Annotated in this window: 21 protein-coding genes; 8 read left to right on the top strand and 13 right to left on the bottom strand. The window is 41.0% G+C overall.

All coding sequences use genetic code 11. The features are described from left to right. Positions 1-275: 275 nt before the first annotated feature. The 5 genes from MMU05_RS16335 to MMU05_RS16315 form a co-directional block, all read right to left on the bottom strand. Positions 276-2,504, bottom strand: coding sequence for an NADP-dependent isocitrate dehydrogenase (locus MMU05_RS16335; RefSeq protein ID WP_241142752.1), 2,229 nt, complete (start codon positions 2,502-2,504; stop codon positions 276-278). 235 nt (positions 2,505-2,739) lie between these two features. Next, positions 2,740-3,534, bottom strand: a complete 795-nt coding sequence (locus tag MMU05_RS16330) for an amidohydrolase (RefSeq protein ID WP_241142751.1) — start codon at positions 3,532-3,534, stop codon at positions 2,740-2,742. 22 nt (positions 3,535-3,556) lie between these two features. After that, on the bottom strand, positions 3,557-4,111 hold the full coding sequence (gene def / locus MMU05_RS16325) for a peptide deformylase (protein ID WP_241142750.1): 555 nt from the start codon (positions 4,109-4,111) through the stop codon (positions 3,557-3,559). After that, entirely contained in the window at positions 4,108-4,521 is a 414-nt protein-coding gene (gene ruvX, locus MMU05_RS16320; protein WP_241142749.1) for a Holliday junction resolvase RuvX, read from the bottom strand. Before ruvX ends, def begins: the two co-directional genes overlap by 4 nt. Further along, complete coding sequence (locus MMU05_RS16315; RefSeq protein ID WP_241142748.1) at positions 4,521-5,282, bottom strand: hemerythrin domain-containing protein; 762 nt, start codon at positions 5,280-5,282, stop codon at positions 4,521-4,523. Before MMU05_RS16315 ends, ruvX begins: the two co-directional genes overlap by 1 nt. Positions 5,283-5,444: 162 nt before the next feature. Here MMU05_RS16315 and MMU05_RS16310 point away from each other — a divergent pair, with 162 nt between their 5' ends. Together MMU05_RS16310 and MMU05_RS16305 are read left to right on the top strand one after the other, a co-directional pair. Further along, the gene (locus tag MMU05_RS16310; RefSeq protein WP_241142747.1) at positions 5,445-7,088 is read left to right on the top strand and encodes a S41 family peptidase; all 1,644 of its coding nucleotides are present in this window, start codon (positions 5,445-5,447) and stop codon (positions 7,086-7,088) included. A 130-nt stretch (positions 7,089-7,218) separates the two neighbouring features. After that, entirely contained in the window at positions 7,219-7,668 is a 450-nt protein-coding gene (locus tag MMU05_RS16305) for a VOC family protein (protein WP_241142746.1), read from the top strand. A 58-nt stretch (positions 7,669-7,726) separates the two neighbouring features. Here the strand turns inward: MMU05_RS16305 and MMU05_RS16300 are convergent, their stop codons facing one another. From MMU05_RS16300 to MMU05_RS16275, 6 genes are all read right to left on the bottom strand, one after another. Further along, positions 7,727-8,320, bottom strand: coding sequence for a porin family protein (locus tag MMU05_RS16300; protein ID WP_241142745.1), 594 nt, complete (start codon positions 8,318-8,320; stop codon positions 7,727-7,729). An 84-nt stretch (positions 8,321-8,404) separates the two neighbouring features. After that, on the bottom strand, positions 8,405-9,478 hold the full coding sequence (locus MMU05_RS16295) for an alanine racemase (protein ID WP_241142744.1): 1,074 nt from the start codon (positions 9,476-9,478) through the stop codon (positions 8,405-8,407). A gap of 1 nt (position 9,479) precedes the next feature. Then, positions 9,480-9,920, bottom strand: coding sequence for a GNAT family N-acetyltransferase (locus tag MMU05_RS16290; protein ID WP_241142830.1), 441 nt, complete (start codon positions 9,918-9,920; stop codon positions 9,480-9,482). Between the two features lie 363 nt (positions 9,921-10,283). Continuing rightward, positions 10,284-11,033 carry a succinate dehydrogenase/fumarate reductase iron-sulfur subunit gene (locus MMU05_RS16285; RefSeq protein ID WP_241142743.1) on the bottom strand — a complete coding sequence of 250 codons (750 nt, stop codon included), beginning with the start codon at positions 11,031-11,033 and terminating at the stop codon, positions 10,284-10,286. Between the two features lie 27 nt (positions 11,034-11,060). Then, positions 11,061-12,995, bottom strand: a complete 1,935-nt coding sequence (locus MMU05_RS16280; protein WP_241142742.1) for a fumarate reductase/succinate dehydrogenase flavoprotein subunit — start codon at positions 12,993-12,995, stop codon at positions 11,061-11,063. Positions 12,996-13,041: 46 nt separating this feature from the next. Then, on the bottom strand, positions 13,042-13,725 hold the full coding sequence (locus MMU05_RS16275; RefSeq protein ID WP_241142741.1) for a succinate dehydrogenase cytochrome b subunit: 684 nt from the start codon (positions 13,723-13,725) through the stop codon (positions 13,042-13,044). Positions 13,726-13,986: 261 nt separating this feature from the next. On the opposite strand from MMU05_RS16275, the gene MMU05_RS16270 reads away from it, so the two are divergent. From MMU05_RS16270 to fabD, 4 genes are all read left to right on the top strand, one after another. Beyond that, positions 13,987-16,764 carry a T9SS type B sorting domain-containing protein gene (locus MMU05_RS16270; protein ID WP_241142740.1) on the top strand — a complete coding sequence of 926 codons (2,778 nt, stop codon included), beginning with the start codon at positions 13,987-13,989 and terminating at the stop codon, positions 16,762-16,764. Further along, a complete protein-coding gene (locus MMU05_RS16265) occupies positions 16,761-17,168 on the top strand; it encodes a thiol-disulfide oxidoreductase DCC family protein (protein WP_241142739.1) in 408 nt (135 codons plus the stop codon). The genes MMU05_RS16270 and MMU05_RS16265 overlap by 4 nt, the downstream gene beginning before the upstream one ends. A 99-nt stretch (positions 17,169-17,267) precedes the next feature. After that, complete coding sequence (locus tag MMU05_RS16260) at positions 17,268-17,921, top strand: carbonic anhydrase (RefSeq protein WP_241142829.1); 654 nt, start codon at positions 17,268-17,270, stop codon at positions 17,919-17,921. A gap of 98 nt (positions 17,922-18,019) precedes the next feature. After that, positions 18,020-18,895: an ACP S-malonyltransferase gene (gene fabD, locus MMU05_RS16255; protein WP_241142738.1), complete on the top strand. Its 876-nt coding sequence runs from the start codon at positions 18,020-18,022 to the stop codon at positions 18,893-18,895. A 122-nt stretch (positions 18,896-19,017) separates the two neighbouring features. Here the strand turns inward: fabD and folK are convergent, their stop codons facing one another. After that, the gene (gene folK / locus MMU05_RS16250; protein ID WP_241142737.1) at positions 19,018-19,503 is read right to left on the bottom strand and encodes a 2-amino-4-hydroxy-6-hydroxymethyldihydropteridine diphosphokinase; all 486 of its coding nucleotides are present in this window, start codon (positions 19,501-19,503) and stop codon (positions 19,018-19,020) included. A 72-nt stretch (positions 19,504-19,575) separates the two neighbouring features. Between folK and sppA the strand changes: the two genes are divergently transcribed. Continuing rightward, complete coding sequence (gene sppA, locus MMU05_RS16245) at positions 19,576-21,339, top strand: signal peptide peptidase SppA (RefSeq protein WP_241142736.1); 1,764 nt, start codon at positions 19,576-19,578, stop codon at positions 21,337-21,339. A 28-nt stretch (positions 21,340-21,367) separates the two neighbouring features. On the opposite strand, the gene MMU05_RS16240 is transcribed toward sppA, so the two are convergent. After that, positions 21,368-22,264 carry a flavin reductase family protein gene (locus MMU05_RS16240; protein ID WP_241142735.1) on the bottom strand — a complete coding sequence of 299 codons (897 nt, stop codon included), beginning with the start codon at positions 22,262-22,264 and terminating at the stop codon, positions 21,368-21,370. A 95-nt stretch (positions 22,265-22,359) separates the two neighbouring features. Here MMU05_RS16240 and MMU05_RS16235 point away from each other — a divergent pair, with 95 nt between their 5' ends. Next, complete coding sequence (locus MMU05_RS16235) at positions 22,360-23,217, top strand: endonuclease/exonuclease/phosphatase family protein (RefSeq protein WP_241142734.1); 858 nt, start codon at positions 22,360-22,362, stop codon at positions 23,215-23,217. Positions 23,218-24,220: the final 1,003 nt, after the last annotated feature.

Here is a 24,220-nt window from a genome sequence, read left to right as displayed (position 1 = left end):
AAATCTTACTAATCTGAAATAATCTTTTTATTCAATGGTTCAAAATTACCAAATATATCTTGCTCCCCAAAATAATTAAAGAATTGAAAATGAACATTTTAAAATAAGAACAAAATACAATCGATTGCGAAAAAACTCCTGAAAATCAAATCTCTGATAATCAGAACCATAATTTTCAGGTGTTTTTTTGATTAAGTTTAAATCACTTGGCTGTGAGGTAGGGAGTTACAAAAAAAAAGCGGCCAAAGCCGCTTTTTTCAATTCTTGGTTACCAATTAGATTTTTGCAAGGACGGTATTGAAGGTTTTGCTTGGCCTCATCACGGCAGAGATTTTGGCTTCATCCAGTTTATAATAACCTCCTATGTCAACTTTTACCCCTTGGGCGTCATTGAGTTCGGAGACGATCTTTGATTCATTTTCCTGAAGTTCTTTGGCAATAGGCCCAAACTTGGTTTTGAGATCCAAATCTTTTTCCTGCGCTGCCAAAGCTTCTGCCCAATATAGCGCCAAATAGAAATGACTTCCCCTGTTATCTAATTCTTTGGCATCTCTTGACGGTGACTTGTCATTCTCAAGGAACTTGCCTGTAGCCTGATCCAAGGTTTCTGCCAATACCTTCGCCCTGTCATTGGAGAAAGTATCTCCCAAATGTTCGAGGGAAACGGCCAAAGCCAGGAATTCGCCCAAAGAATCCCATCTGAGGTGATTTTCTTCGATCAATTGCTCGACATGTTTTGGCGCTGAACCTCCGGCACCGGTTTCAAAAAGGCCACCTCCATTCATCAATGGAACGATTGAAAGCATCTTTGCACTGGTTCCCAATTCCAGGATGGGGAATAAGTCAGTCAGATAATCTCTCAACACATTTCCTGTCACAGAAATGACATCTTTGCCGGCTTTGATTTGCTCCAAAGAGAATCGTGTCGCTGCAGCAGGAGTCATGATCCGGATATCCAATCCTTTGGTGTTATGATTTGGAAGGTATTGATTTACTTTTTTGATGATTTCAGCATCATGGGCTCTTTTTTCATCGAGCCAGAAAATAGTGGGGACACCGGTGGCTTTCGCACGATTGACTGCCAACTTCACCCAATCCTGCACCGGAGCATCTTTGGTTTGGCACATTCTCCATATATCACCTTTCTCTACTTTGTGTTCGATCAAAATCGATCCTGACTCAGAAACAACCTTTACCACTCCGTCAGATTCAATCTCAAAAGTCTTGTTATGCGAACCGTATTCTTCTGCCGCTTGCGCCATCAAACCAACATTGGGGACACTTCCCATTGTCGATGGGTCAAAAGCCCCATTTTCTTTACAGAAATCAATTGTCTCCTGATAAATACCGGCATAGCAACGGTCAGGGATGACGGCTTTGGTATCTTTTAATTTACCCTGCTTGTCCCACATCTTACCTGATGTCCTGATCATGGCAGGCATAGACGCATCGATGATGACATCACTCGGCACATGAAGGTTTGTGATTCCCTTGTCTGAGTTGACCATGGCCAACTCCGGACCATGCGCAAGACAAGCTTCTATATCAGCTTCAATTTCTTTTTTCTTATCAGCAGATACGGATGATAGTTTGGCTACCAAATCTCCAAAACCGTTATTCACATCTACCCCGATTTCTTTCAGCGTAGCTGCATGCTTTTCAAAAACCGGAGCAAAGAACACTTTTACCGCGTGACCAAAAATAATCGGATCAGAAACCTTCATCATCGTGGCTTTCATATGGAGCGAAAACAAAACCCCTGCTGCTTTGGCATCCTCAATTTGTTCCTTGAGAAATTGCTTCAATGCTTTAACGCTCAACACAGAGGCATCAATGATTTCCCCTTTTTGCAAGGCGAGCTTTTCTTTCAATTTGACCACATTACCCGCAGCAGTATGCAATTCGATGTTGACAGAACCGGCATTTTCCAAAGTGACTGATTTTTCGCTTCCGTAAAAATCCCCATGACTCATGCTCGCAACATGCGTTTTGGAATCTGCAGACCACTTACCCATGCTGTGTGGGTTGTTTTTGGCATATTGCTTCACTGCCAAAGGTGCCCTCCTGTCAGAATTGCCTTCTCTCAGAACCGGATTGACAGCACTACCCTTCACTTTATCATATTTGGCTTTGACGGTTTTTTCTTCCTCGCTTTTGGGATCATCAGGATAATCAGGCAATCCATATCCCAAATCCTGCAATTCTTTGATCGCTGCTTTCAGCTGCGGCATGGAAGCGGATATATTCGGCAACTTGACAATATTGGCCTCCGGCAAAGTGGCTATATTGCCCAATTCCAACAAATCATCATTGATCCGCTGTTCTGATTTCAGATATTCCGGGAATAAAGCGATTATCCTTCCTGACAAAGAGATATCCCTAGTCTCCACGACAATTCCTGCAGAATCAGTGAAGGCTTTTACTATAGGCAATAAAGAATAAGTAGCCAAAGCGGGTGCTTCGTCAGTCAGCGTATAAAGAATTTTGGCTGTTTTTGTGGTCATTTTCAAAAGAATCAGATAGGTATAACAATGTTTTATCGTAAAGGTCCAAAGAAACAAAACTGCATCCGCAACACACGGATACCATCCAGAATAACTCCGCCCCTTTTCAAAATTTCGGCTAAATTAAGCAAATTATCGCGGTTTCAAATAGGGATTATACCAAGGGAAAATCAGCGATCAGAACAGGGAAATTCGGCGAATTATGGTCAAAATCCCAAATGGGTAAGTTAAAAAATCATTGTAAATCAAATCCATCCACATCAAGCCATGCCGGGAACTTCTCCCTGTATTCCGCCAGGGAATTTAGATCAAGGTCAATGAATAGAATTTCTTCTTTGCTGACAGAGAAACCCAAAGTTTCCCCTTTGAAATTATAAGCTGCAGAATGCCCGGAATAAGGGATGTCATTTCCGTCCTGACCGATCCTGTTCACCCCGATGGAATAGGAAAGATTTTCTACCGCCCTAGCCTTCAGCAAAATATCCCACGCACTGATCCTTGGACTCGGCCAGCTTGCTACATAAAAAAGAAGGTCGTATTCCAGTTTGCCATCCTGAACCCTGTTTCTCGTCCAAACAGGAAATCGGAGATCGTAGCAAATCTGCGGCATGATTTTCCATCCCTTCCATTCAAAAACTTTCCTTTCCTTACCCATGTCATAACGGGCATCTTCGCCGGCCATTCTGAACAGGTGTCTTTTGTCATAAAAATCAACTTTCCCATCGGGACTGACCCAAAGTAGGCGGTTGTAATAATTTCCTTTTTCTTCGATGACAATGCTTCCGGTCACCAAGGCCTGTGTTTGGGCAGCCATCTGCTTCATCCATTTGGTGGTGGTGAAGTTCATGGGTTCGGCTACTTCTTTAGCATCCATGGTAAAGCCTGTTGTGAACATCTCGGGCAATATGACCATGTCAACATCCGAAGCCAAATTCATAAGCCTCTCTTCCAGCATCGCCATGTTCGCGGTTTTGTCTTTCCAATATAGGTCAGTCTGAACCAGTGCTATTTTCAGGGAAGTGGAAGTCATGGGCGGATTTTGTAAATGAATCTTATTTCAATGGGTAAACCATCCTGTAATCCGTGGAAACTTTCCCCTTGCTGATGTCTACAAGTTTACTTTGGACCATCCTCTTTTTTAGGCCTTTGAGATAGTCGATAAAAAGGATACCCTCCAAGTGGTCGTATTCATGCTGAATAACCCGTGCTGTCATGCCTGAAAATTCTTCTTCCTTCAGGTTCCAGTTTTCGTCAAAATATTCCAAAGTGAGTTTTTCAGGTCGGATTATCTCAGCCCTGATATCGGGGATACTGAGACAACCTTCTTCAAAGCTGAAATTATCCCCATATTCATCCAAAATGATAGGATTGATAAAAACCCTTCTGATCCCTTTTTCCTCGTCTTTTTCATCAAGCATCAAGGTACTGTCTATCACAAAAAGCCTGATTCCTTTGTTGATTTGCGGAGCGGCTAGTCCCACCCCACTTGCATTGTCCATGGTAGTGAACATGTCCTGAATCAGTTCATTGATATTTTCGCCTTCATGGATTTCTTCTGCCTCTTTTTTAAGGATTGGGTTTCCATAGGCGACAATTGGGTAAATCATATTTGTTCTAGGTAAGATTGGAGGATAATAGCGGCACTGACTTTGTCTAGGTTGCCGGCTTTTTCTATTCGGTCTTTTTTCTTGCTTCCCATAGCAATCATGGTTTGCATGGCCATTTTGGAGGTGAAACGCTCGTCCACGAGAACGAGTTTCTTGTCAGGAAATAATTTGGAAAGCCTTTCTTTCAAACTGATCACTTTGGGTGTCATTTCGTTGGGATTTCCGTCTAGGTGCCGGGGATAACCCAAGACAATGGTTTCCACTTCTTCTTTTTTAAAATAGGAAGTCAGAAAATCAATCAGTTTTGGTGTTTCTACCATTTCAAGAGGATTGGCGAGCATCTTGAGCGTATCTGTAACTGCTATGCCTGTTCTTTTGGTTCCCAAGTCAATGGCTAAAATTCGGCCCATCAGTTATTGCGGATTTGCTTTTTTACTTTTCTCAGTACTTCTTTCTCCAATTCTATAGCCTTTGGAAAAAGCAATCGGTCTTCAATTTGGGCATGAATGCTCAATTCCTTTTCAAAAACCTGTAACTCATTGTACAGTACTTTCATGCTGATAGGCGCATCAATCGGTAAAAAATAATCCTTCGTCAGTTTTCGTATCCCCTCCATTTCATCATCGTGGGCATCATGGGCTTCGGAAAGCAAGGTTACAGGACTTTTTTCTAAAATATACAAGGCATCATTTAGCCGGTATTCATCGGCTTCAATTTGATGGAGCAATTTGATTCTATTGAAAAGGCGACTTTCCTCCTCGTGGATGTGGTGGATAAAATCATCAACGAAAAGCGGAAACATGATTCTCAGGTCTGCCAAAATCCCCGAATACGCATCATCCTGCACTTTGATTCCCGAAATCATATTGGATAAAAACGGAAGTTCCTGTCTTACAAAAAAATAATGCTTTCTTTTGAGATAAGAGACAAGGACTTCAATCGGATGAAAGTATAATTCTTCTGATGTCGGTTCTTTTATCTTTGCCCAAGATTCAAGTTCATCGATCAGTTGTTGGGAATTGATTTTGTATTTTTTGCAGACCTCAAAAAGCGAATTGTGTTCGTATTGAAAAAAGCTGATACCAAAATAATGCAGAACCGCTGCAAAGACATAATTCTCGGAAACGAGTTCTTTGATGGGGCTTTTTTCAATATCTTTGGAATCAAACATGTTTACAAAATTAAGGTAAATTAACCAATTACACTTAGAGTATTCATCAAAAATGAATTTATTGCGTTTATCAAAACGAAATGTCCCAAATAAGAGTTAACAGTTATATTTGGAAATTGTCATTACCAAAATAGATTTTGAATTTACTAATTGGAGGATATCGTGAGCGAAATCAAAAACACTAAACAACAAATCAGATTGCCTATCATATTGGCCTTGGCCATCTCTGCAGGCATCTGGATCGGGGCTACATTTGCGGAGCCAAAAAGCGACACCAATGACCTCAAAGCTGCCATCTACAAGCTTCAGGAGATAGTCACCTACATCAACAGAGATTATGTCGACAGTGTCAATACCAATGAACTTGTTGAATTTGGTATTGAGAAGATGCTGGAAAAACTTGACCCCCACTCCACCTATATCCCTGCAAGGGATGCCACTTTAGCCAAATCCGAATTGGATGGGGAATTTGACGGGATCGGTGTGGAGTTTGGGATAATCAGAGATACCATTTATGTGGTAGCCCCTTTGACCGGAGGACCATCCGAAAAACTCGGCATACAATCTGGAGATCAGATAATCAATGTGGACGGTAAAACTGTCGCAGGTACAGGGATCACCAACCGTGATGTATTTGACCTATTGCGTGGTCCACGGGGCAGCAATGTAAATGTGGATATCAAAAGAAAAAATCAAAAGGACCTGATCGCATTCAATATCATCAGGGATAAAATACCGCAATACAGTATCAATGCATCTTACATGGTAAATGAGGAGGTAGGATATATCAAGGTAACGAGATTTGGTGCTACCACTCACGAAGAGTTCAAGAAATCCGTCACTGAATTGAAAGAAAAGGGGATGAAAAAGCTTATCCTCGATCTTCAAAACAACCCCGGAGGATATATGGGCGCAGCGATCAATATTGCTGACGAAATCCTGAACTCCAATTCGCTGATCGTTTCCCAAAAAGGAAAATTAAACAGGTACAATCAAAAAGCCTATGCAGTAAAGCCGGGCTTGTTCGAAGATGGATCTGTGATTGTATTGATCAATGAAGGAAGCGCTTCTGCTTCTGAAATCGTAGCCGGAGCTTTGCAAGACAATGACCGTGGATTGATTGTCGGTAGAAGGTCTTTTGGAAAAGGATTGGTGCAAATGCCAATTGATCTTTCGGATGGTGCAGAATTAAGGCTGACCATTGCAAGGTACTACACCCCTTCAGGTAGGTCCATCCAAAAACCATATGGTACAGACGAGGATTACGGCCGTGATTGGTCAAAAAGATTTGAGCACGGAGAATTTTTCTCCGCTGACAGTATCAAATTCAATGATAGCCTAAGGTATGAGACTGTCTCCGGCAGGTCTGTCTTTGGTGGTGGCGGAATCATGCCTGACTTTTTTGTGCCTCTCGATACTACCATGTCAAGTGCTTATGTGAATAGGCTGTTCAACTCGGATTCATCAAGGGAATTTATTCTGGACTATTTGGATAAGAACAAGAAAAAATTTGACGGCATGAGCTTCGAAGACTATTATAAAAAATACCAAATCACTGAAGAAATGCTTCAGGGACTAGTCAAAGTTGGAGAAAGAAACAAAGTGAAGTTTGACGAGAAAGATTTCAACAAATCAAAAGACTATCTCAAAGTCCTCCTGAAAGCACATATGGGAAGACAAATCTACGATGACAATGCCTTCTATATGGTGATCAATGATATCAATGAAATCTACCTTCAGGCTTTAGGACTATTTGACGAGGCAGAGAAACTTGCTTTTTCTTCCAAAGCAAAAGCAAATGAGTAACTATAAAAATTAAAATTAAAATGGGGTCTGGATAGCCCCATTTTTTTTGTCCACAAAAATCCGGTCAACCTATTTTAGCGGAAAATTTTGATAAAAACTGTATCTTCAAAAATACAAAACCCAAAATCCTATGAAAAAGCCGATCATTTTGGCATTGATAATTTTCATCTTGCCACTCCTCCCATCCAACCTCATGGCACAGCAATCAAAAATTACCCATATCGCGGTTTATGTCAAAGAATTGAAGAGAAGCAGCGATTTTTATAAAAACATATTTCAGTTCCCTGAGATAGAAGAACCATTTAAAGATGGCTTGCATACCTGGCTAAACATCGGCAATAATCTCTCCCTACATATCATCGAAGCGCCTTGGGAACCAGTCACTATCAATAAAATCAACCATATCTGCTTCAGTGTAACCGATATGGATGTGATTATTGCCAACCTCAAAAATCATGGGGTGGATTATGAGGATTGGCCAGGAAATAAAAACAAAATTAATGTGAGGCCAGATGGCATCAAACAGATTTACGTCCAAGACCCGGATGGCTATTGGATAGAAATCAATGATGAATACTAAAAAACGAAACACCCCTTCCAGATCGAAAGGGGTGTTTTGATTTTAAGAAAAATAGACATTAGAATGTGAATCCAAGAGAAAGTTGGTATCCCCTGTTATACACATCAGCATTGGTATTTTTGAATACCGGGCTCATTCCATAATTATAAGCAGCTTGTATATTGAGACCCTTGGGAAGGTTATACCCAACTCCCAAAAGCATACCGATGTCAGTGTTGTTCACAGATTCGGTGTTGAAACTTACTGTAGAACCGAATAGATCTCCTTCAAAGGTAGATCTTGTCAGAAAAGAAACTTGGGGTCCTAGGAATATATTCAATCCATCACTCACATATAATCTCAATAAGACCGGAATGTCGACATAATTAAGGACAGCTCTCGAGTTTGCAAAATCCTTGTTTTGGGTTCCTTTGACAGAATAAAAAACACCGGGTTCTATGGCAATAGAATTTCCAAGAAAGAAGGTATTGTACAACCCTATATTGTACCCTATTCTGTTGTCATAGTCGTTATTGGAAGCATCCTCTCCCCCGAAACTGAAGAAGCCTGCACCTGCCCTGATTCCGAGGCCACCTTTTTTGTCTGAATCCTGTGCTTGTAATGGAATGGAAAATACTGCAAACAATGCAAAAATTAGCGTTACTTTTTTCATAGTAATAATAGTTAGTTTCTAGTTATATGGCCATTACCATGCCAAATAAGCCTCGAAATCTTTAAAAAGTACTTTATGATTAATTCAGGTGATAATCACCTTATCGACATAACTGGAATTCATTATCCCCAAGGCCCCCATATATTTCAAGTTGAATTTGACCAAATCCCCAACCTTATAATCATGGGGGTTCCTGCCGAGATTCAGAATCAACATATCTGAACTAGCCCCTAGTATCTCAAATTCATCATCTTTAGGGATGAGGTATTTTGGGTCAATATCCAATAGCCCAATATCTAAAATTGCCCTGAAGGAAGTCCTGCCATATAGACTCTGATCAATTTCCATGACCTCTCCCTGTGGATTAGCGGCAAGTGTCCCCGAAGGCAACATGGACTTTTCCTGCATTTCAATGATTTCGGCATTAAGCTCAAAGACATCACCGTGCATTCCGGGGATAATGTTTTCCTCAAAAAGATCTACCCCAAAGTAAAGTGTCTCGCCCACCCTGAAGTGGTTGATGCCTTTGGGAAGCTGACGGGTTTTGATGAGGGGAATGGTAACTGAAGTACCTGCAGATACCCAAGGGATTTTTTTATTGAATTTCAGTTCAATAATCTGCTTATATAGCGAAAGCTGAATCAATTTATCAGAGGAAGGCATCACCCCGTTGAGGCAGTTGAGGTTAGTCCCCAATCCAATAATTTCGATATTGGGGAGTTCAAATATCTGCTCATAAAAATCCACAATATGGTCCCCTACTACACCTTCTCTGAGATCTCCTGTTTCGACCATCAGGATGATCTTGTGAACCTTAGACTGGTTTTTTGCTTCATCGGAAATCCATCTGATCGTATTCAATTCACTGTTTAGGCTGACATCTGCATATTTGACCATTTTTGGAATATTTCTTTTCGAGACCGGCTTTATATAAACCGTCTGAATAGAGGAAGATATTTCTTTTACTTTGGCAAGATTGCTGATCCGTGAATCATGGATTTCAGTTACTCCAAGATCTATTAATTCCTTTAGAAAACTCCTGTTTCCGCAGAGCATTTTGGACACAACACCCCAGGAAATATTGTTTTGATCAAAATTATCCTTAAGGACTGAAAAATTATCTTGAAGTTTGGTTCTGTTTAAAGTCAAAAATGCCATCTTATTTTTTTAACCTCATTTCTAAATACTTATTGGAAAATCCCAGTTTTTCGTAGAGTTTTTTGGCCGGATTATCAGGTTCTACATGCAATGCAATATCTCCCTGAGCAAAATCAATTACCGTTTGCATTAAAGTTTTTCCTACACCTTTCCCCCGCTGGGAGGCATCAACAGCGATATATACAAGTATATTTTCAGGGATATATCCAGACATCCCCGTTTTGTTCACTACGACCGCGCCGGCGATTTCACCCGCTTCTCTTGCCATGACTACAAATCCGCCTTTGTCTTCAGCTTGGTTTAAAGCATAATCCAAACATTTCAATATATGGTCTATTGGATCTCCATATTGTTCTAGCTGAACAAAGAGAAACTCGGAAATTTCTTTTTTCTGCAGGAAAGTAGCTTGATCCTTGGAGGTTAAGGTTTCTATTTTGAGCATAGGTCCTAAGTCGATTTGATTTTTGGTTTTCATAAATCAGAAAATAAGCAAATAAGTCGCCAAAGACATGGTTAGACTTTAACAATCCGGATTAAGGCTATTCATCAGTTGAATATGTGCCTATCACAAAATCAATGAATTCCTTCTACAGAAACTATCGAGATTAATAAACAAAAAAAAGATGAAAGTACATCGGCACTTTCCTTTACCCGATAAAAAATCTATTTAAAATGATTTTTCAAAGATACGGATAATTAATTTAGGCTAAAAGAAAGAATTAATATAATTTCACCGATGTAGGGTGAGGTTTGATCAAAAAAAAAGCCGGACAAGCCGGCTATTACTTTTCTATAGTATTTGGAATCAGACGTTTTGACTGCTGACAACAGCTGAGAAATATTCCCTGTTCATACGGGCAATATTCGTAATACTGATTCCTTTAGGACATTCCGCTTCACAGGCACCGGTATTGGTACAAGCACCAAAACCCTCGGCGTCCATTTGAGCTACCATTTTCTCTGCTCGTGTTTTCCTTTCCACCTGACCTTGTGGCAACAATGCCAACTGAGAAACTTTGGCAGAGGTAAACAACATGGCCGAGGCATTTTTGCAGGCGGCTACACAGGCACCGCATCCGATACACTGTGCTGCATCCATTGCCATTTCGGCGATAGTTTTTGGAATGGGGATTTCGTTGGCATCAGGGACACCTCCTGTATTGACCGAAACATAACCTCCTGCTTGGATTATCCTATCGAAGGCAGACCTGTCAGTCACTAAATCTTTCAGCACCGGAAATGCTTTTGCTCTCCATGGTTCGATGGTGATGGTTTCCCCATCATTAAATGACCGCATATGCAGCTGACAAGTTGTTGTTTGCTGAGGGCCATGTGGCTTTCCGTTGATATAAAGAGAGCACATTCCGCAGATTCCTTCTCTACAGTCATGGTCAAAATGTACAGGATCTTCGCCTTTGGCTGAAAGTTCTTCATTGAGTACATCAAGCATTTCCAGGAAAGACATGTCCTTGGATACTCCTCCCAATTTGTAATCTTTAAATCCCCCCTTGTCGGAGTTGTTTTTCTGTCTCCAGATTTTCAAAGTTAAATTCATATCTCTAACGAGTTAAATGCGTCTGGTTTACTTGTAACTTCTTTGGGTCAACTTCACGTTTTCGAATACCAATGGATCTTTCACCAATTCTTCCTCTTGACCTTCTCCAAGGTATTTCCATGCGGCTACGTAAGCGAAATTCACATCGTCTCTAAGGGCTTCTCCTTCAGGAGTCTGGTATTCCTCCCTGAAGTGACCACCGCAGGATTCATTTCTGTTCAAAGCATCATCGACCATCAGTTCTCCCAATTCAATGAAATCTGCAACTCTATGTGCTTTTTCCAGTGATTGGTTGAGTTCTTCGTTGTCTCCAAGTACTTTGACATTGGACCAAAACTCTGCTTTCAGTTCTTTGATCATGGCTTTGGCTTTTTTCAAACCTTCTTCAGACCTTGCCATTCCGCAATAATCCCACATGATCTTGCCCAATCTCTTATGGAAATGGTCAATGGTCTTTTCTCCTTTGATACCGAGAAGTTTTTGAATCCTCTCTTTTACCTCTTTTTCGGCCTTTTGAAATTCCTGATGGTCTGTTCCGATTTTTCCCGCAGGATTTTGTGCTAAATAATCTCCGATAGTGTAAGGAATCACAAAATAGCCATCTGCAAGTCCCTGCATCAAGGCAGATGCTCCCAATCTGTTTGCTCCGTGGTCTGAGAAGTTGGCTTCACCCAACGCATACAAGCCGGGAACATTGGTCATAAGGTTGTAATCCACCCAAAGTCCTCCCATTGTGTAGTGGACAGCAGGATAGATCATCATTGGCATTTCATAGGGGTTTTCTCCTGTGATCTGCTGATACATATCAAACAGGTTTCCATACTTGGCACTGATGGTGTCTTTTCCATCCCTTTTGATGGCATCCCTGAAATCCAAGAAAACAGCTTCTCCGGTTTCATTTACTCCCCTGCCTTCATCACAAACATATTTTGCATTTCTTGAGGCCACATCTCTTGGCACAAGGTTACCGAAGGAAGGATACTTTCTTTCCAAGAAATAATCCCTGTCTTCCTCTTTGATATCGTTGGCTTTGATTTGGCCTTTTCTGAGTTTTTCTGCTGTAGCCACAGTCGCTGGCACCCAAACCCTTCCGTCGTTTCTTAAGGATTCAGACATCAGTGTCAATTTGGACTGGTGGTCTCCTGACACCGGAATACATGTAGGGTGAATCTGCGTAAAGCACGGATTTGCCATCAATGCACCTTTTTTATGCGCTCTCCAAGCCGCAGTCACATTGGATCCCATTGCATTGGTAGAGAGGAAGAAAACGTTGCCATATCCTCCTGTGCAAAGCAAAACCGCATGTGCGGAGTGAGATTCAATAGCACCCGTAATCAGATTTCGGGTGATGATTCCCCTCGCTTTTCCATCAATGGTCACCACATCCATCATTTCGGTACGTGGATATAATTTCACTTTGCCATTGGCGACCTGACGGCTTAGTGCCGAATAAGCACCCAAAAGCAACTGCTGTCCGGTCTGACCTCTTGCATAAAAAGTCCTGGAAACCTGCGCCCCACCAAAAGATCGGTTGGCCAACAGACCTCCGTATTCACGTGCAAAAGGAACACCCTGAGCCACACATTGGTCAATAATCTTTACAGATACTTCTGCCAAACGGTAGACATTGGATTCTCTTGCTCTGTAATCACCACCTTTGATGGTGTCATAAAACAACCTATACACTGAATCCCCGTCATTTTGATAGTTTTTTGCAGCATTGATTCCTCCTTGGGCAGCGATCGAATGCGCCCTTCTTGGACTGTCTTGGAAACAAAAAGCTTTTACATTGTACCCCAACTCTGCCAGTGAAGCAGCGGCTGAGGCACCTGCGAGACCTGTCCCAACGACTATGACATCATATTTCCTTTTATTGGCCGGGTTGACCAACTTCACGTTAAATTTATGTTTGGTCCATTTTTCTGCCAATGGGCCTTCAGGTATTTTAGAATCCAGTATCATCTAGGTCAGATTTAATTTTCTACATTCATTTTCAATTTACTTCCAATCAAAGTGACTGGATGTACATCACAATAGGAATCAAGGCAAAAAGAGCCGGAACTACGATCGCAAAGCCAAAACCGACTTTCTGGATCAAGGGAGAATATTTTACATGGTTTAGTCCAAGCGTCTGAAATGCACTTGCAAATCCATGGGACAGGTGAAAACCTAGGAAACCCATAGCGACCACATAAAATGCGACATATAACACATTGGAATATGCTGCTGCCACGATCGCAAATACATTTTTGTAAGTCACACCTTCGTAGTCAACCATTGGCATTTCTCCGAATTTGATCTCGTAATAGAAACCCTTTAAATGTACCAAAAGGAATATCAGGATAATTGTACCCAGAATTCCCATATTTCTGGAAGACCAAGAACTATTGGTGGAAGCTTTGCTCATCGCATAATCTATCGGTCTTGAGCTCTTATTATACCTCGACAGCATAATTGAATAAACTACGTGAAGAAGGATAAAAGCGAAGTTCCCAATAGATACTACCCTGATGAGTGGATTTTGAGCCATACTTTCAGCATAGAGATTGAAGGACTCACCATTGTCCGGCAATAAAAGCTGAAGGTTACCGATCAGGTGGACGACCAGGAACAATATTAAAAACAATCCTGTGAGGGCCATTAATAATTTTTGACCCAAGGTGCTTTTCAAGGTTTTTGATACCCAACTCATATGATTTTTCTTAAGTGTTCGATTGAAAATAGGTTAATAAACTTCGCCGCCAAATTTACATTTGGAAAGGTTAGTAAACAATCCAATAGCAATCGATTAAACTTATTTTAAATTATTCTAAATAGACAATTAAAATTGCTTCTTTTCGTTATTTTGAAACACATGTATAACCAACTGTTTATTTTTATTGTTTGATTTAAGTACATAATTTCATCCTGATTTATTTATTTTCGTATATCTTGATAATCAAATTCTACCTGCATGAGATTTAGATATTTATTTTTATTTTCCCTTTGCCTTTTAATCCTTTCTGCCACCCAGGCATATGCTACCCACATCCGTGCCGGTGAGATAACTGCAGAGCGGGTATCAGTACAGACCTTGACTTACAAAATCACTGTTGTAGGCTATACTGACACAAGATCCAGTGTCATTTTTGGCCCTGGAGTAATCAATTTTGGGGATGGCCGAGAAGTCAGCCTTAATACCGAAAGTGATTTTGTGTTGGTCGAATCATTGGGTAACCAAATCGAAAAAAACACTTTTGTCATCGAACATACTTTCCAGGGTCCGGGCAGGTACACCATTTGGTTTAGGGAATTCAATAGAAATGACCTGACGCTGAATATGGATAATTCCGTAGAAACGCCATTTTATGTGGAAACCCAGATTACCATCGATCCATTTATCGGCGTGAATAACTCTCCGGTCTTGACCATTCCTCCGGTAGACAATGGGGCAGTAAACAGGCGGTTCATCCACAATCCGGGCGCCTTTGATCCTGATGGAGATAGCTTGGCATATAGCTTGGACATTCCAAAGCAGGCTTTCCAAAGACCTGTAAACAATTACAGGAGTCCTGCAACATCTGAATTCAGTTTCAACAAAGAAGACGGTTCACCAGGTCCTTTTCTTACAGTGGATCCAATTACAGGCGATCTGGTTTGGGATGCACCCGGCATTGCGGGACAATACAATGTCGCATTTAGAATCAATGAATATCGCAGAATAGATGGAGAATGGCGGCTGATTGGCTATGTAGTCCGGGATATGCAGATCATCATCGAAAATTCCAACAATAACAGGCCAGTATTGATTCTTCCTGATGACCTTTGCGTGATAGCAGGTACCAAAATCGAAGAGATCATCCAAGGATCGGATCCCGATGGTGATCCTATTAAAATTGAGGTTTTTGGTGATCCTATAGAGATTTTGAGTTCTCCAGCTACTTACAAACCAGAATCTGTTTACCAACTTTCTCCGGGAGTGATCAACTTTACATGGCAGACCATCTGTAGCCACATCAGAGAAAGAGAATATCAGGTAAGGGTAAGAATCACCGACCAACCAAAGTCCGGTCCGGCATTGGTAGATATCAAAACTTGGAATATTAAAATTATAGGACCTCCTCCGGTCCTTGAAAATGCCGAACAGCAACAGGGAAGATCAGTCAATGTAGAATGGTCACCTTATGCCTGCAGCAGTTCTGCACAGACCATGCAGGTATGGCGAAGAATCAATTCAGATCCTTACGAACCGGATTCTTGTGAAACGGGTATCAGGGCAGGGTATGAGTTGGTGGGAAACACTAACATGTCGACTTTTGATTTCTTGGATACCAATATGGGCGAAGGTCTCGCTCCCGGAAACACATACTGCTATAGGTTGGTGGCTGCATTTCCAAGTCCAAGATCCGGTGAGAGTATCGTTTCGGAGGAAATCTGTATCACCATAGATGTGGATGTACCCCTGATTACCAATGTCAGTATAGAAGCCACAGACACCGAATCAGGTCAGATTTTTGTAAAATGGACCCCTCCTTATGATATTGATAGAACCCAGTTCCCCGGTCCATTTACCTATGAACTGTTAAGAAATAATGGTTTTTCAGGAAGCCAAAACAGGGTTTCCGTAGTCAGTACTTCGGATACTTCATTTACAGATACAGGGTTGAATACAGAAAATCTGGTTTATAATTATAAGGTAATCCTCAAAGAAAATACGACCACCATTGACAGTTCCAGTTCCGCTTCGTCAGTAAGACTGGATTTGGTCATCATCAATGAGGCAATTGAGTTGAAATGGCAATTCAACACTCCTTGGAATAACTCTCTTTCCCAATATAAGCATGAAGTCTACCGTAACAGGAATGACCCAGATGCGTTGGACGAAAATACATTTACCCTGATAGCAGAAGTTGATCCCACCATAGCGGGTTTTACCTACTTTGACGATGGCAGACACAATGGTATCTCCTTGAAAAAGGATATTGAATATTGCTACTATGTGATCACAAAAGGTGCCTATAATGTGGATGAAATAGAATATCCTTTGGAAAACAAATCCCAAATCATCTGTGCGAGACCCGATGATGACAGGCTGCCTTGTCCCCCTGTTCTGGTTTTTGAAGGTCCGGAGTGTACAGAATATTTATCTGACAAAGGCTGTGGCAACAATACCTATGAACATGAATTGAGTTGGGAACCCAATTTCACAGGTGTTTGCGATGATGAATTGAGTGCTTTCAGGTTGTACTTCACGCCGGAAGGTGAAGATGGCGAATTCGAATTGGTCGGAACTTATTCTGCCTTCGAGAGGGATGCCCTTATCAAAGACATTCCAAATTACAGGGGATGTTATTACATTACTGCAGTGGACAGGTCAGGCAATGAAAGCGAACCAAGCAATGTAGTGTGTGTTGACAATTGCCCGAGTTATTTCCTTCCAAACGCTTTCACTCCAAACGGGGACGGCATCAATGAGACCTTTATGGCTTTTGACAATCCATTTTCAAAATGTCCAAGGTTTGTATTGGGGGTAGAAATATTTATTGTCAATAGATGGGGTGTGGAAGTTTTCAATTACAATAGCCTCTCCTCCAATGAAAATGATGTTTATATCCGATGGGACGGAACAGATAAAAACGGCGCCGAATTACCTTCAGGTACCTATTTCTATACCGCGACTGTCAAATTTGATGTTTTGGATCCTACCAAGCAGGAGCAAAAATTCAAAGGTACAGTTCAGATCATCCGATGAGAATTCAAGACAAGTATGACATTATCCTTTTCGACGGCGTCTGCAATTTGTGCAACAATGCCGTCGATTTTGTTATAAGAAGAGATAAAAATGACCGATTCAAATTTGGAGCTCTTCAGGATAAGGCTACCAAATCAATTCTAAAGGAGTATAAAATCAACCAGAATTACATTGATTCGATCATTTTGATCAGAGGCGACCAAGTGTTTTATAAAAGTAAAGCGGCACTTGAAATTGCGAGAAATCTTGGAAGCCTTTGGCCCGCAATGTATATTTTCAGTATTGTTCCTTCATTTATCCGTGACCCTGTCTATGATTGGATAGCGAGAAACAGGTACAGGTGGTTTGGGAAAAAAGAAACGTGCAGGATTCCATCTCCAAAAGAAAAACAGAAATTTTTGTAAAAAATGAGTAGATAATTTACCGATTGGTATAAAAAATCCTCCTGATTTTGGGTTTTCTTTTTATCTTCAAAAGATCAACACGAGAAATTATTTAAAATGATGGATATAAGCAGAGTTTTTGAAAACAACCAAAATTGGATTGCCTCCAAGCTTGAGATTGACCCACATTATTTTGAGGATTTGTCCAAAGGACAAAATCCCGATATTTTATACATTGGATGTTCTGACAGCAGGGTAACCGCAGAAGAATTAATGGGAGTTCAGCCCGGGGAGGTTTTTGTGCATAGAAACATTGCCAATATGGTCATCAGTATCGACCTCAATGTCATGTCTGTTCTGAACTATGCCGTCCAAAATCTCGGAGTAAATCACGTGGTGGTTTGTGGCCACTACTTTTGTGGGGGAGTAAAGGCAGCGATGAATGCTGCAGATCTTGGATTACTCAACCCTTGGCTTAGAAACATCAGAGATGTCTACCGAATTCATAGAAAAGAATTGAATGCTATCTTAGATGAAAACGCCAGATACAACAGGCTGGTAGAATTGAATGTACAAGAACAATGTGTCAACCTAATCAAAACAGCTGCTGTACAAAAAGCCATCAAAGAAAGGGATATGAAAGTTCATGGATGGGTTTTTGACATCCAAACCGGAAAACTGATTGACCTGAACATAGATTTTCAGGCCATATTAAAAGACATCATGGAAATCTATAATTTGGGAGATTTTCACCATTCAGAGGTAAACAACTGATAGGTATTCATTCCAAAGCAATGAAGAAGTGGCCTAAAACATGGGCCATTTTTTTTTGATATATTTGCTGTTCATAAATAAAAATTAAATCAAAAATTATGAAAGCATACGTTTTTCCGGGACAGGGTGCACAGTTTTCAGGTATGGGAAAAGAACTGTATGAAAGCAATGAAGATGCTAAAAAGCTTTTCGAAAAAGCCAATGAAATCTTGGGTTTCCGGATTTCTGACATCATGTTTGAAGGTTCGGATGAAGAACTGAAACAGACTAAAGTAACCCAGCCGGCCATCTTTTTGCATTCAGTAATTCTCGCCAAAACATCTCCTGATTTCAATCCAGATATGGTGGCAGGTCACTCTTTGGGTGAATTTTCCGCTTTGGTGGCCAATGGAACTCTAGCCTTTGAGGATGGTTTAAAATTGGTTTACCAACGGGCACTTGCCATGCAGGAAGCCTGTGAAATCAACCCATCCGGAATGGCCGCCATCTTGGGCCTTGAAGATGAAAAAGTAGAAGAAATCTGTGCTTCGATCAAAGAGGAAATTGTCGTTCCTGCCAATTACAATTGTCCCGGGCAATTGGTCATCTCCGGTACAAACAAAGGAATAGAAATCGCCTGCGAAAAAATGAAAGAAGCCGGGGCAAAACGGGCTTTGCCTTTGCCTGTAGGAGGTGCTTTCCACTCCACGCTTATGGAACCTGCCGGAGTGAAACTGCGAAAAGCCATTGAATCAACCACATTTCACCAACCAACCTGTCCTATCTACCAAAACGTAAGCACAACAGGCGTGAGTGACATAGAAGAAATCAAAAAAAATCTGATTGCCCAACTGACCGCACCGGTCAAATGGACACAGTCTGTTCAAAACATGGTGACAGATGGTGCTACCCATTTTGTGGAATGTGGCCCGGGAAAAGTACTTCAGGGTTTGGTAAAAAAAATCCACAAAGAAGCAGAAGTCAGAAGCATTTAAAGTTGGGGATTGGTTAATTGGTTAATTGGTTAATTGGTTAATTGAATTCTCAAGAAACTGAATTGAACTAATTGAAATAGAAAGAAAAAATGGGAAGCCATTCCAAATTGGGGATGGCTTCTTCATTTTATGTAAATCTTCACACTAGATTTATCCCAACAATTCTCTAAAAGTTCTCGGTTGGTTTTATATAAAACGGGATGCACGAAATCAGGGAGAGTTTCTGCCAAAGGTTCCAAAACAAATCTTCTTTCCTGTAGAAATGGATGTGGAATAGTAAGCCTTTCGGATTGGAATTTTTCATTGCCAAAGTAAAGGATATCAATATCCATCGTCCGATCACCCCACTTCTCTCCTCTTGTTCTACCCATTTTTAACTCTATTTCCAAAATAACATCTAAAATCTCTTCAGGGAAAAATGAAGTGTTGAACACAAGAACTTGATTGAGGTAATTCCCGTTAGATTTTCCACCCCAAGCACCAGTTTCAAAAATGGAAGATTTGCGGGTTATGGGACCAAAATGAGAGACCATCAATTCAACACTCCCCTCTATTAATCTTAACCTGTCACCAAGATTCCCCCCTAATATAAAAACCACTTGATTCATTCCGCTGTTAAGGTTTGTATTGGGATAAACATAAAGAAAAAAGAAGTAATTTAGCCATCAAAATTAAATATTATGAGATTTCTTGGTAACGTTTTGGCAGTCATTGTTGGCTTGCTGATATTTTCGGTAATGAGTTTTTTTATTCTTGCCGGCATCATTGCAGTGATTTCTTCCTCTTCGGAAAGTGATGTGGATGTGAAAGAAAACACTGTACTATTATTGAACCTTGAAGGACGGCAACTAGTCGAAAGAAGCAGTGAGGACGATCCTGATTTTTCATCTTTCAACGTTTTTGGAGGTGTTTCGACGGTTGGTTTGACTTCCTTGAAAAGGGCAATTGAAACAGCAAAAGAAAATGAAAATGTAAAAGGGATTTTTATCAAAGCCGGAACATTTTCAGCCGGACAGGCCGGAATCAAAGAACTGAGAGATGCGCTTAAGGATTTCAAATCCTCCGGTAAATTCATTGTGAGTTACGGCGAATATTACACCGAAGGAGGATATTTTCTGAGTTCTATTTCTGATGACATTTACATCAACCCTTCCGGTCTGATGGAATTCAACGGCTTTGCTTCAGAGGTGGTATTCTTCAAAGGGATGTTTGAAAAGCTTGAAATTGAGCCGCAGGTTTTCCGTGTAGGAGATTTCAAAAGTGCCGTAGAACCCTTTATTTTGGATAAAATGAGTGATTCGAGCAGAATGCAGACGGCCTCTTTTCTGAATGACCTCAATAATTTTGCTTTGAATGAAATAAGCGAAAGCAGGGGAATTTCCTTAGATTCGATTACCGAAATCAACTCCAAAATGCTGGTTAGAAAACTTAGCGATGCTTTGGAATACAAACTCATTGACGGACTGTGGTATGAAGATCAGGTTATTGACCTCATGAAAGAAAAACTTGGATTGGGTGAGGAGGATAACATCAACACCATCACCATGACCGGTATCAACAGGTCTTCTAAAACCAAAAACCTTACCTCTAAAAACAGGATTGCGGTCATTGTCGCCGAAGGAGACATTGTCAGCGGTAAATCCGAAGGGTCTATTGCTTCAGATACTTTCAAAGAAGAAATCAAAAAGGCAAGAAAAAACAAAGACGTAAAGGCTATTGTATTGAGGGTTAATTCTCCCGGAGGATCTGCTTTGGCATCTGAAGTGATCTGGAGAGAACTAGATCTTGCTAGTAAAGAAAAACCTGTCATCGCTTCCATGGGAGAAGTTGCCGCCTCCGGGGGATATTACATTGCTGCTGCTGCAGATACCATAGTGGCACAACCCAATACCATAACAGGTTCTATCGGGATTTTCGCCCTTTGGTTTAATGCCCAAGGCCTTCTTAACAACAAAATGGGAATTACCACCGATGTGGTCAAGACCGGCGAACTTTCTGATTTCCTTACGCCAACCCGAAAAATCTCTGAAATGGAAAAGAGTATTTTCCAGGCCCAGGTAGAAGAAGGTTATGATGTCTTTTTGACAAGAGTTGCTGACGGAAGAAACCGCAGCAAAGAAGATATTATGAAAGTTGCATCAGGAAGAGTTTGGTCAGGAAACCAGGCATTGGCAAATGGTTTGGTGGATGTATTGGGGGGATTGGATGATGCTGTGAAAATCGCTGCTGAAAAAGCCGGTGTTGCGGACGATTACCGCGTGGTCTATTATCCGCAGGCCAAGCCTTGGTTTGAAAGATTCTTGAGTGAATTTACCAATGATGTACAGGTATTCTATCAAAGGCAACAACTAGGTACATTTTACCCGATTTACAAACAGGTAGAAAGTGTCAAAAAATACGAAGGCATAATGGTCAGGATGCCGTATGACATCGTCATCAGATAACAAAAAAAGGAGCTAAACGCTCCTTTTTTTATTCTTGCTCTTGGAGCAAAATCTTCCAAGCAGTTTGGACATCCCCTGATTCCAACACTTGTTTTGCATACTCGTGCAGGTGAAAATCAAAACTCTCCCTGTCATTTTTAAATCTTAATTTCATTTCCTGAATCGTCACATCCTGAGAATATTGTTGGATTTCGATGGGTTCGGGAAGTTTTTCACAATTGCCTAACCTCCCAAGGTTATTTCCGGACAACACGGAACTGTTCCTGATGTGCGGAGGAATGTTATCAACGCCAATGCCTTTATTCCTGATTGGTTTGGCGATTTCAAATAAAGCTTCCCCATTTGCCCTACAATACCAATCCCCTCCCATTCTGGCCACTGCATCCAATTTCTGTGGGGAAATCTGCCCGTTTTCATCCAAAAGCTCTTCGGATATATGTGCCAACAAAACTTCGCATATCACCAGATTGGCAGATCCTCCTCCTTCACCTATTGGTAATACTTGCAGCACTTTACACTCGAAAGCCACAGGAGCTTCTTTCACTCTTGGGGGTTTTACTAAAATGGAAGATTCTTCCGAAAACCCGGATTTCACAAATTCATTGACACCTTTTTCGTATTCGGTACTTGCCAAAGACATTTGTTCGACCATAGAGAAGTTCACCATATTGATCACGACCTCGGGTACTTCCAAGACATTATCAAGGCTATGCTTGGTCGTATTGTCCCTTACTCTCCGGGAAGGTGAAAAAACCAACACAGGAGGATTGGTACCAAAAACATTGAAAAAACTGAAGGGACTTAAATTGACATTGCCTTCCTTATCCACTGTGCTGGCAAATGCAATCGGACGCGGGGCTACAGCACCGAGCAGGTAACTGTGGAATTGGGCTATCGAAACGTCTTTTGGGTTAATGGTCTTCATTTTTTAATTTTAAGATAAGAACAACGGTTTCTATTAACGGTTCGGTAAGGCCTATATTTAATTGCTAAATTTAGAAATCAAAAATTACAAAGACCATGATACCTTCCTCAATTCGCGTATATTCTCTTGTTGTATTGTTTTTCATAGCAGTTTCTTATCCGGTTTCCTTTTCCTTAGCCCAAAACATGAACATTACGACGTATAATATCCGGTTTGACAATCCCAATGATATCGGTAATCTATGGAAAGACCGGGCACCCCATTTGATCAACCTGATCAAGTTCCACCAAATGGACATCATCGGAACCCAAGAAGGGATGTACCATCAACTTGAGGAAATCAAAAATGGTTTGGGATATCCTTATGTAGGTGTCGGCAGGGACAAAGGCGGGAAAGAAGGAGAATTCAGTGCGGTTTTCTACAATCCAGAAAAGCTAAAAGTTTTGGATCAAAGCACGTTTTGGCTTTCCGAGACACCGGACAAGCCCTCAAAAGGATGGGACGCCGCATTGAATAGGGTTTGTACTTGGGTGAAATTTGAAAATAAAGAAGGTAAAAAGTTCTATGTATTCAATATCCACTATGACCATATCGGTCAAAAAGCAAGAGAAGAGAGCAGTAAATTGGTAATTAGAAAAATAAAAGAAATCAATACAGAAAACCTTCCTGTTGTATTTATGGGTGATTTTAACGTCATGCCAGACAATCCGGCGTATCAAACTGTTCTTAACAATTCTGATATGAAAGACAGCAGGCTGATTTCAAAAATACCTTCCATAGGAAATCAGGGAACATTCAATGGATACAATTGGGAAAAGCTTCCAGAAGGTATCATTGACCATATTTTTGTCAGTCCAAATATCACCGTTCTCAGACATGGAATCCTAACAGACAATTATGGAATGAAGTACCCTTCAGACCATTTTCCGGTGATGGTGGAAGTGAGTTGGTGATTTTTTAGCTGAGGGAAATATTCAGGTTTTTGGATCTTTGACTAATAATACCAAATCGGAAACCTCTTTCAGCTGAACTATATTTTTACCAAGGGAAACTTCATATTTAACTCTTGGGTATTTTACCTACAACTATCTTCCTCCTCAAACACGGTGAATACACGGTACAAACACGGTCAAAATGTAAGGGAAGGTCTACGGAACAGTAATGTAAGGTATACTCTGACTTACCAGACCTATAGCTAAACCGGCAAGTTGGTGTCATACAACAGCAACATCCCAAACCTGTGGTCAAAAGGCAAATCTTTAAACACGTTTGGCTCAAAAAACTCTTTTACCCCTTGTTTTTTTATTATTCAGGAAAAACGTGGATTGTTAAGGTTGTTGTGGAATGTCCTAAACGCAAAAAGACCCTCAGGTATGAATCTGAGGGTCTGAATAATGTGGCGGCGGCCTACTCTCCCGTGAGCCGTGGCGGGCAGGCATCGGCGCTGCAGGCCTGCCCGACTTTGGCGGGGCTTATCCGCCCAACCTAGGCGTAGTCAAACGTCCGATGCTAGGACTGGGTGGGATTTGTAATTCCACCCTTTTATCATTTCCAATTTGCAATTGGATACAAATCGTAAACCTCTAATCGAAAGGTAATTCTAGTTTATTGAATTACAAATTCAAAATCAGAAGGAGGAAGAAATAGCCTCTGGAATAGCTTAAGTGAAGCTATTTAGCGAGTATCGAGAAGGCTTAGCAAATAAATTACGCCTAAAAGGTTACTCCATTCTACATCCAGATCGGGATCGTAGGTCCAGGCAACTGAACTGTGGTTTTTTAGCCTTCGTTCCTTTTGTTTCTTTGCTATTCAGTAATACTGTGGTTGATTTTGTGGGTGGGTCCTAAACGCCAAAAGCCAGCTTTATGGGCTGGCTTTTTGAATAATGTGGCGGCGGCCTACTCTCCCGGGTGTAACCCCAGTACCATCGGCGCTGCAGGGCTTAACTTCTCTGTT

The sequence above is a fragment of the Cognataquiflexum rubidum genome (genome assembly GCF_022538115.1).
Lineage (GTDB): Bacteria > Bacteroidota > Bacteroidia > Cytophagales > Cyclobacteriaceae > Cognataquiflexum > Cognataquiflexum rubidum.
The sequence above is the reverse complement of the archived record's forward strand: the minus strand, read 5'-3'. Positions and strand labels throughout refer to the sequence as shown.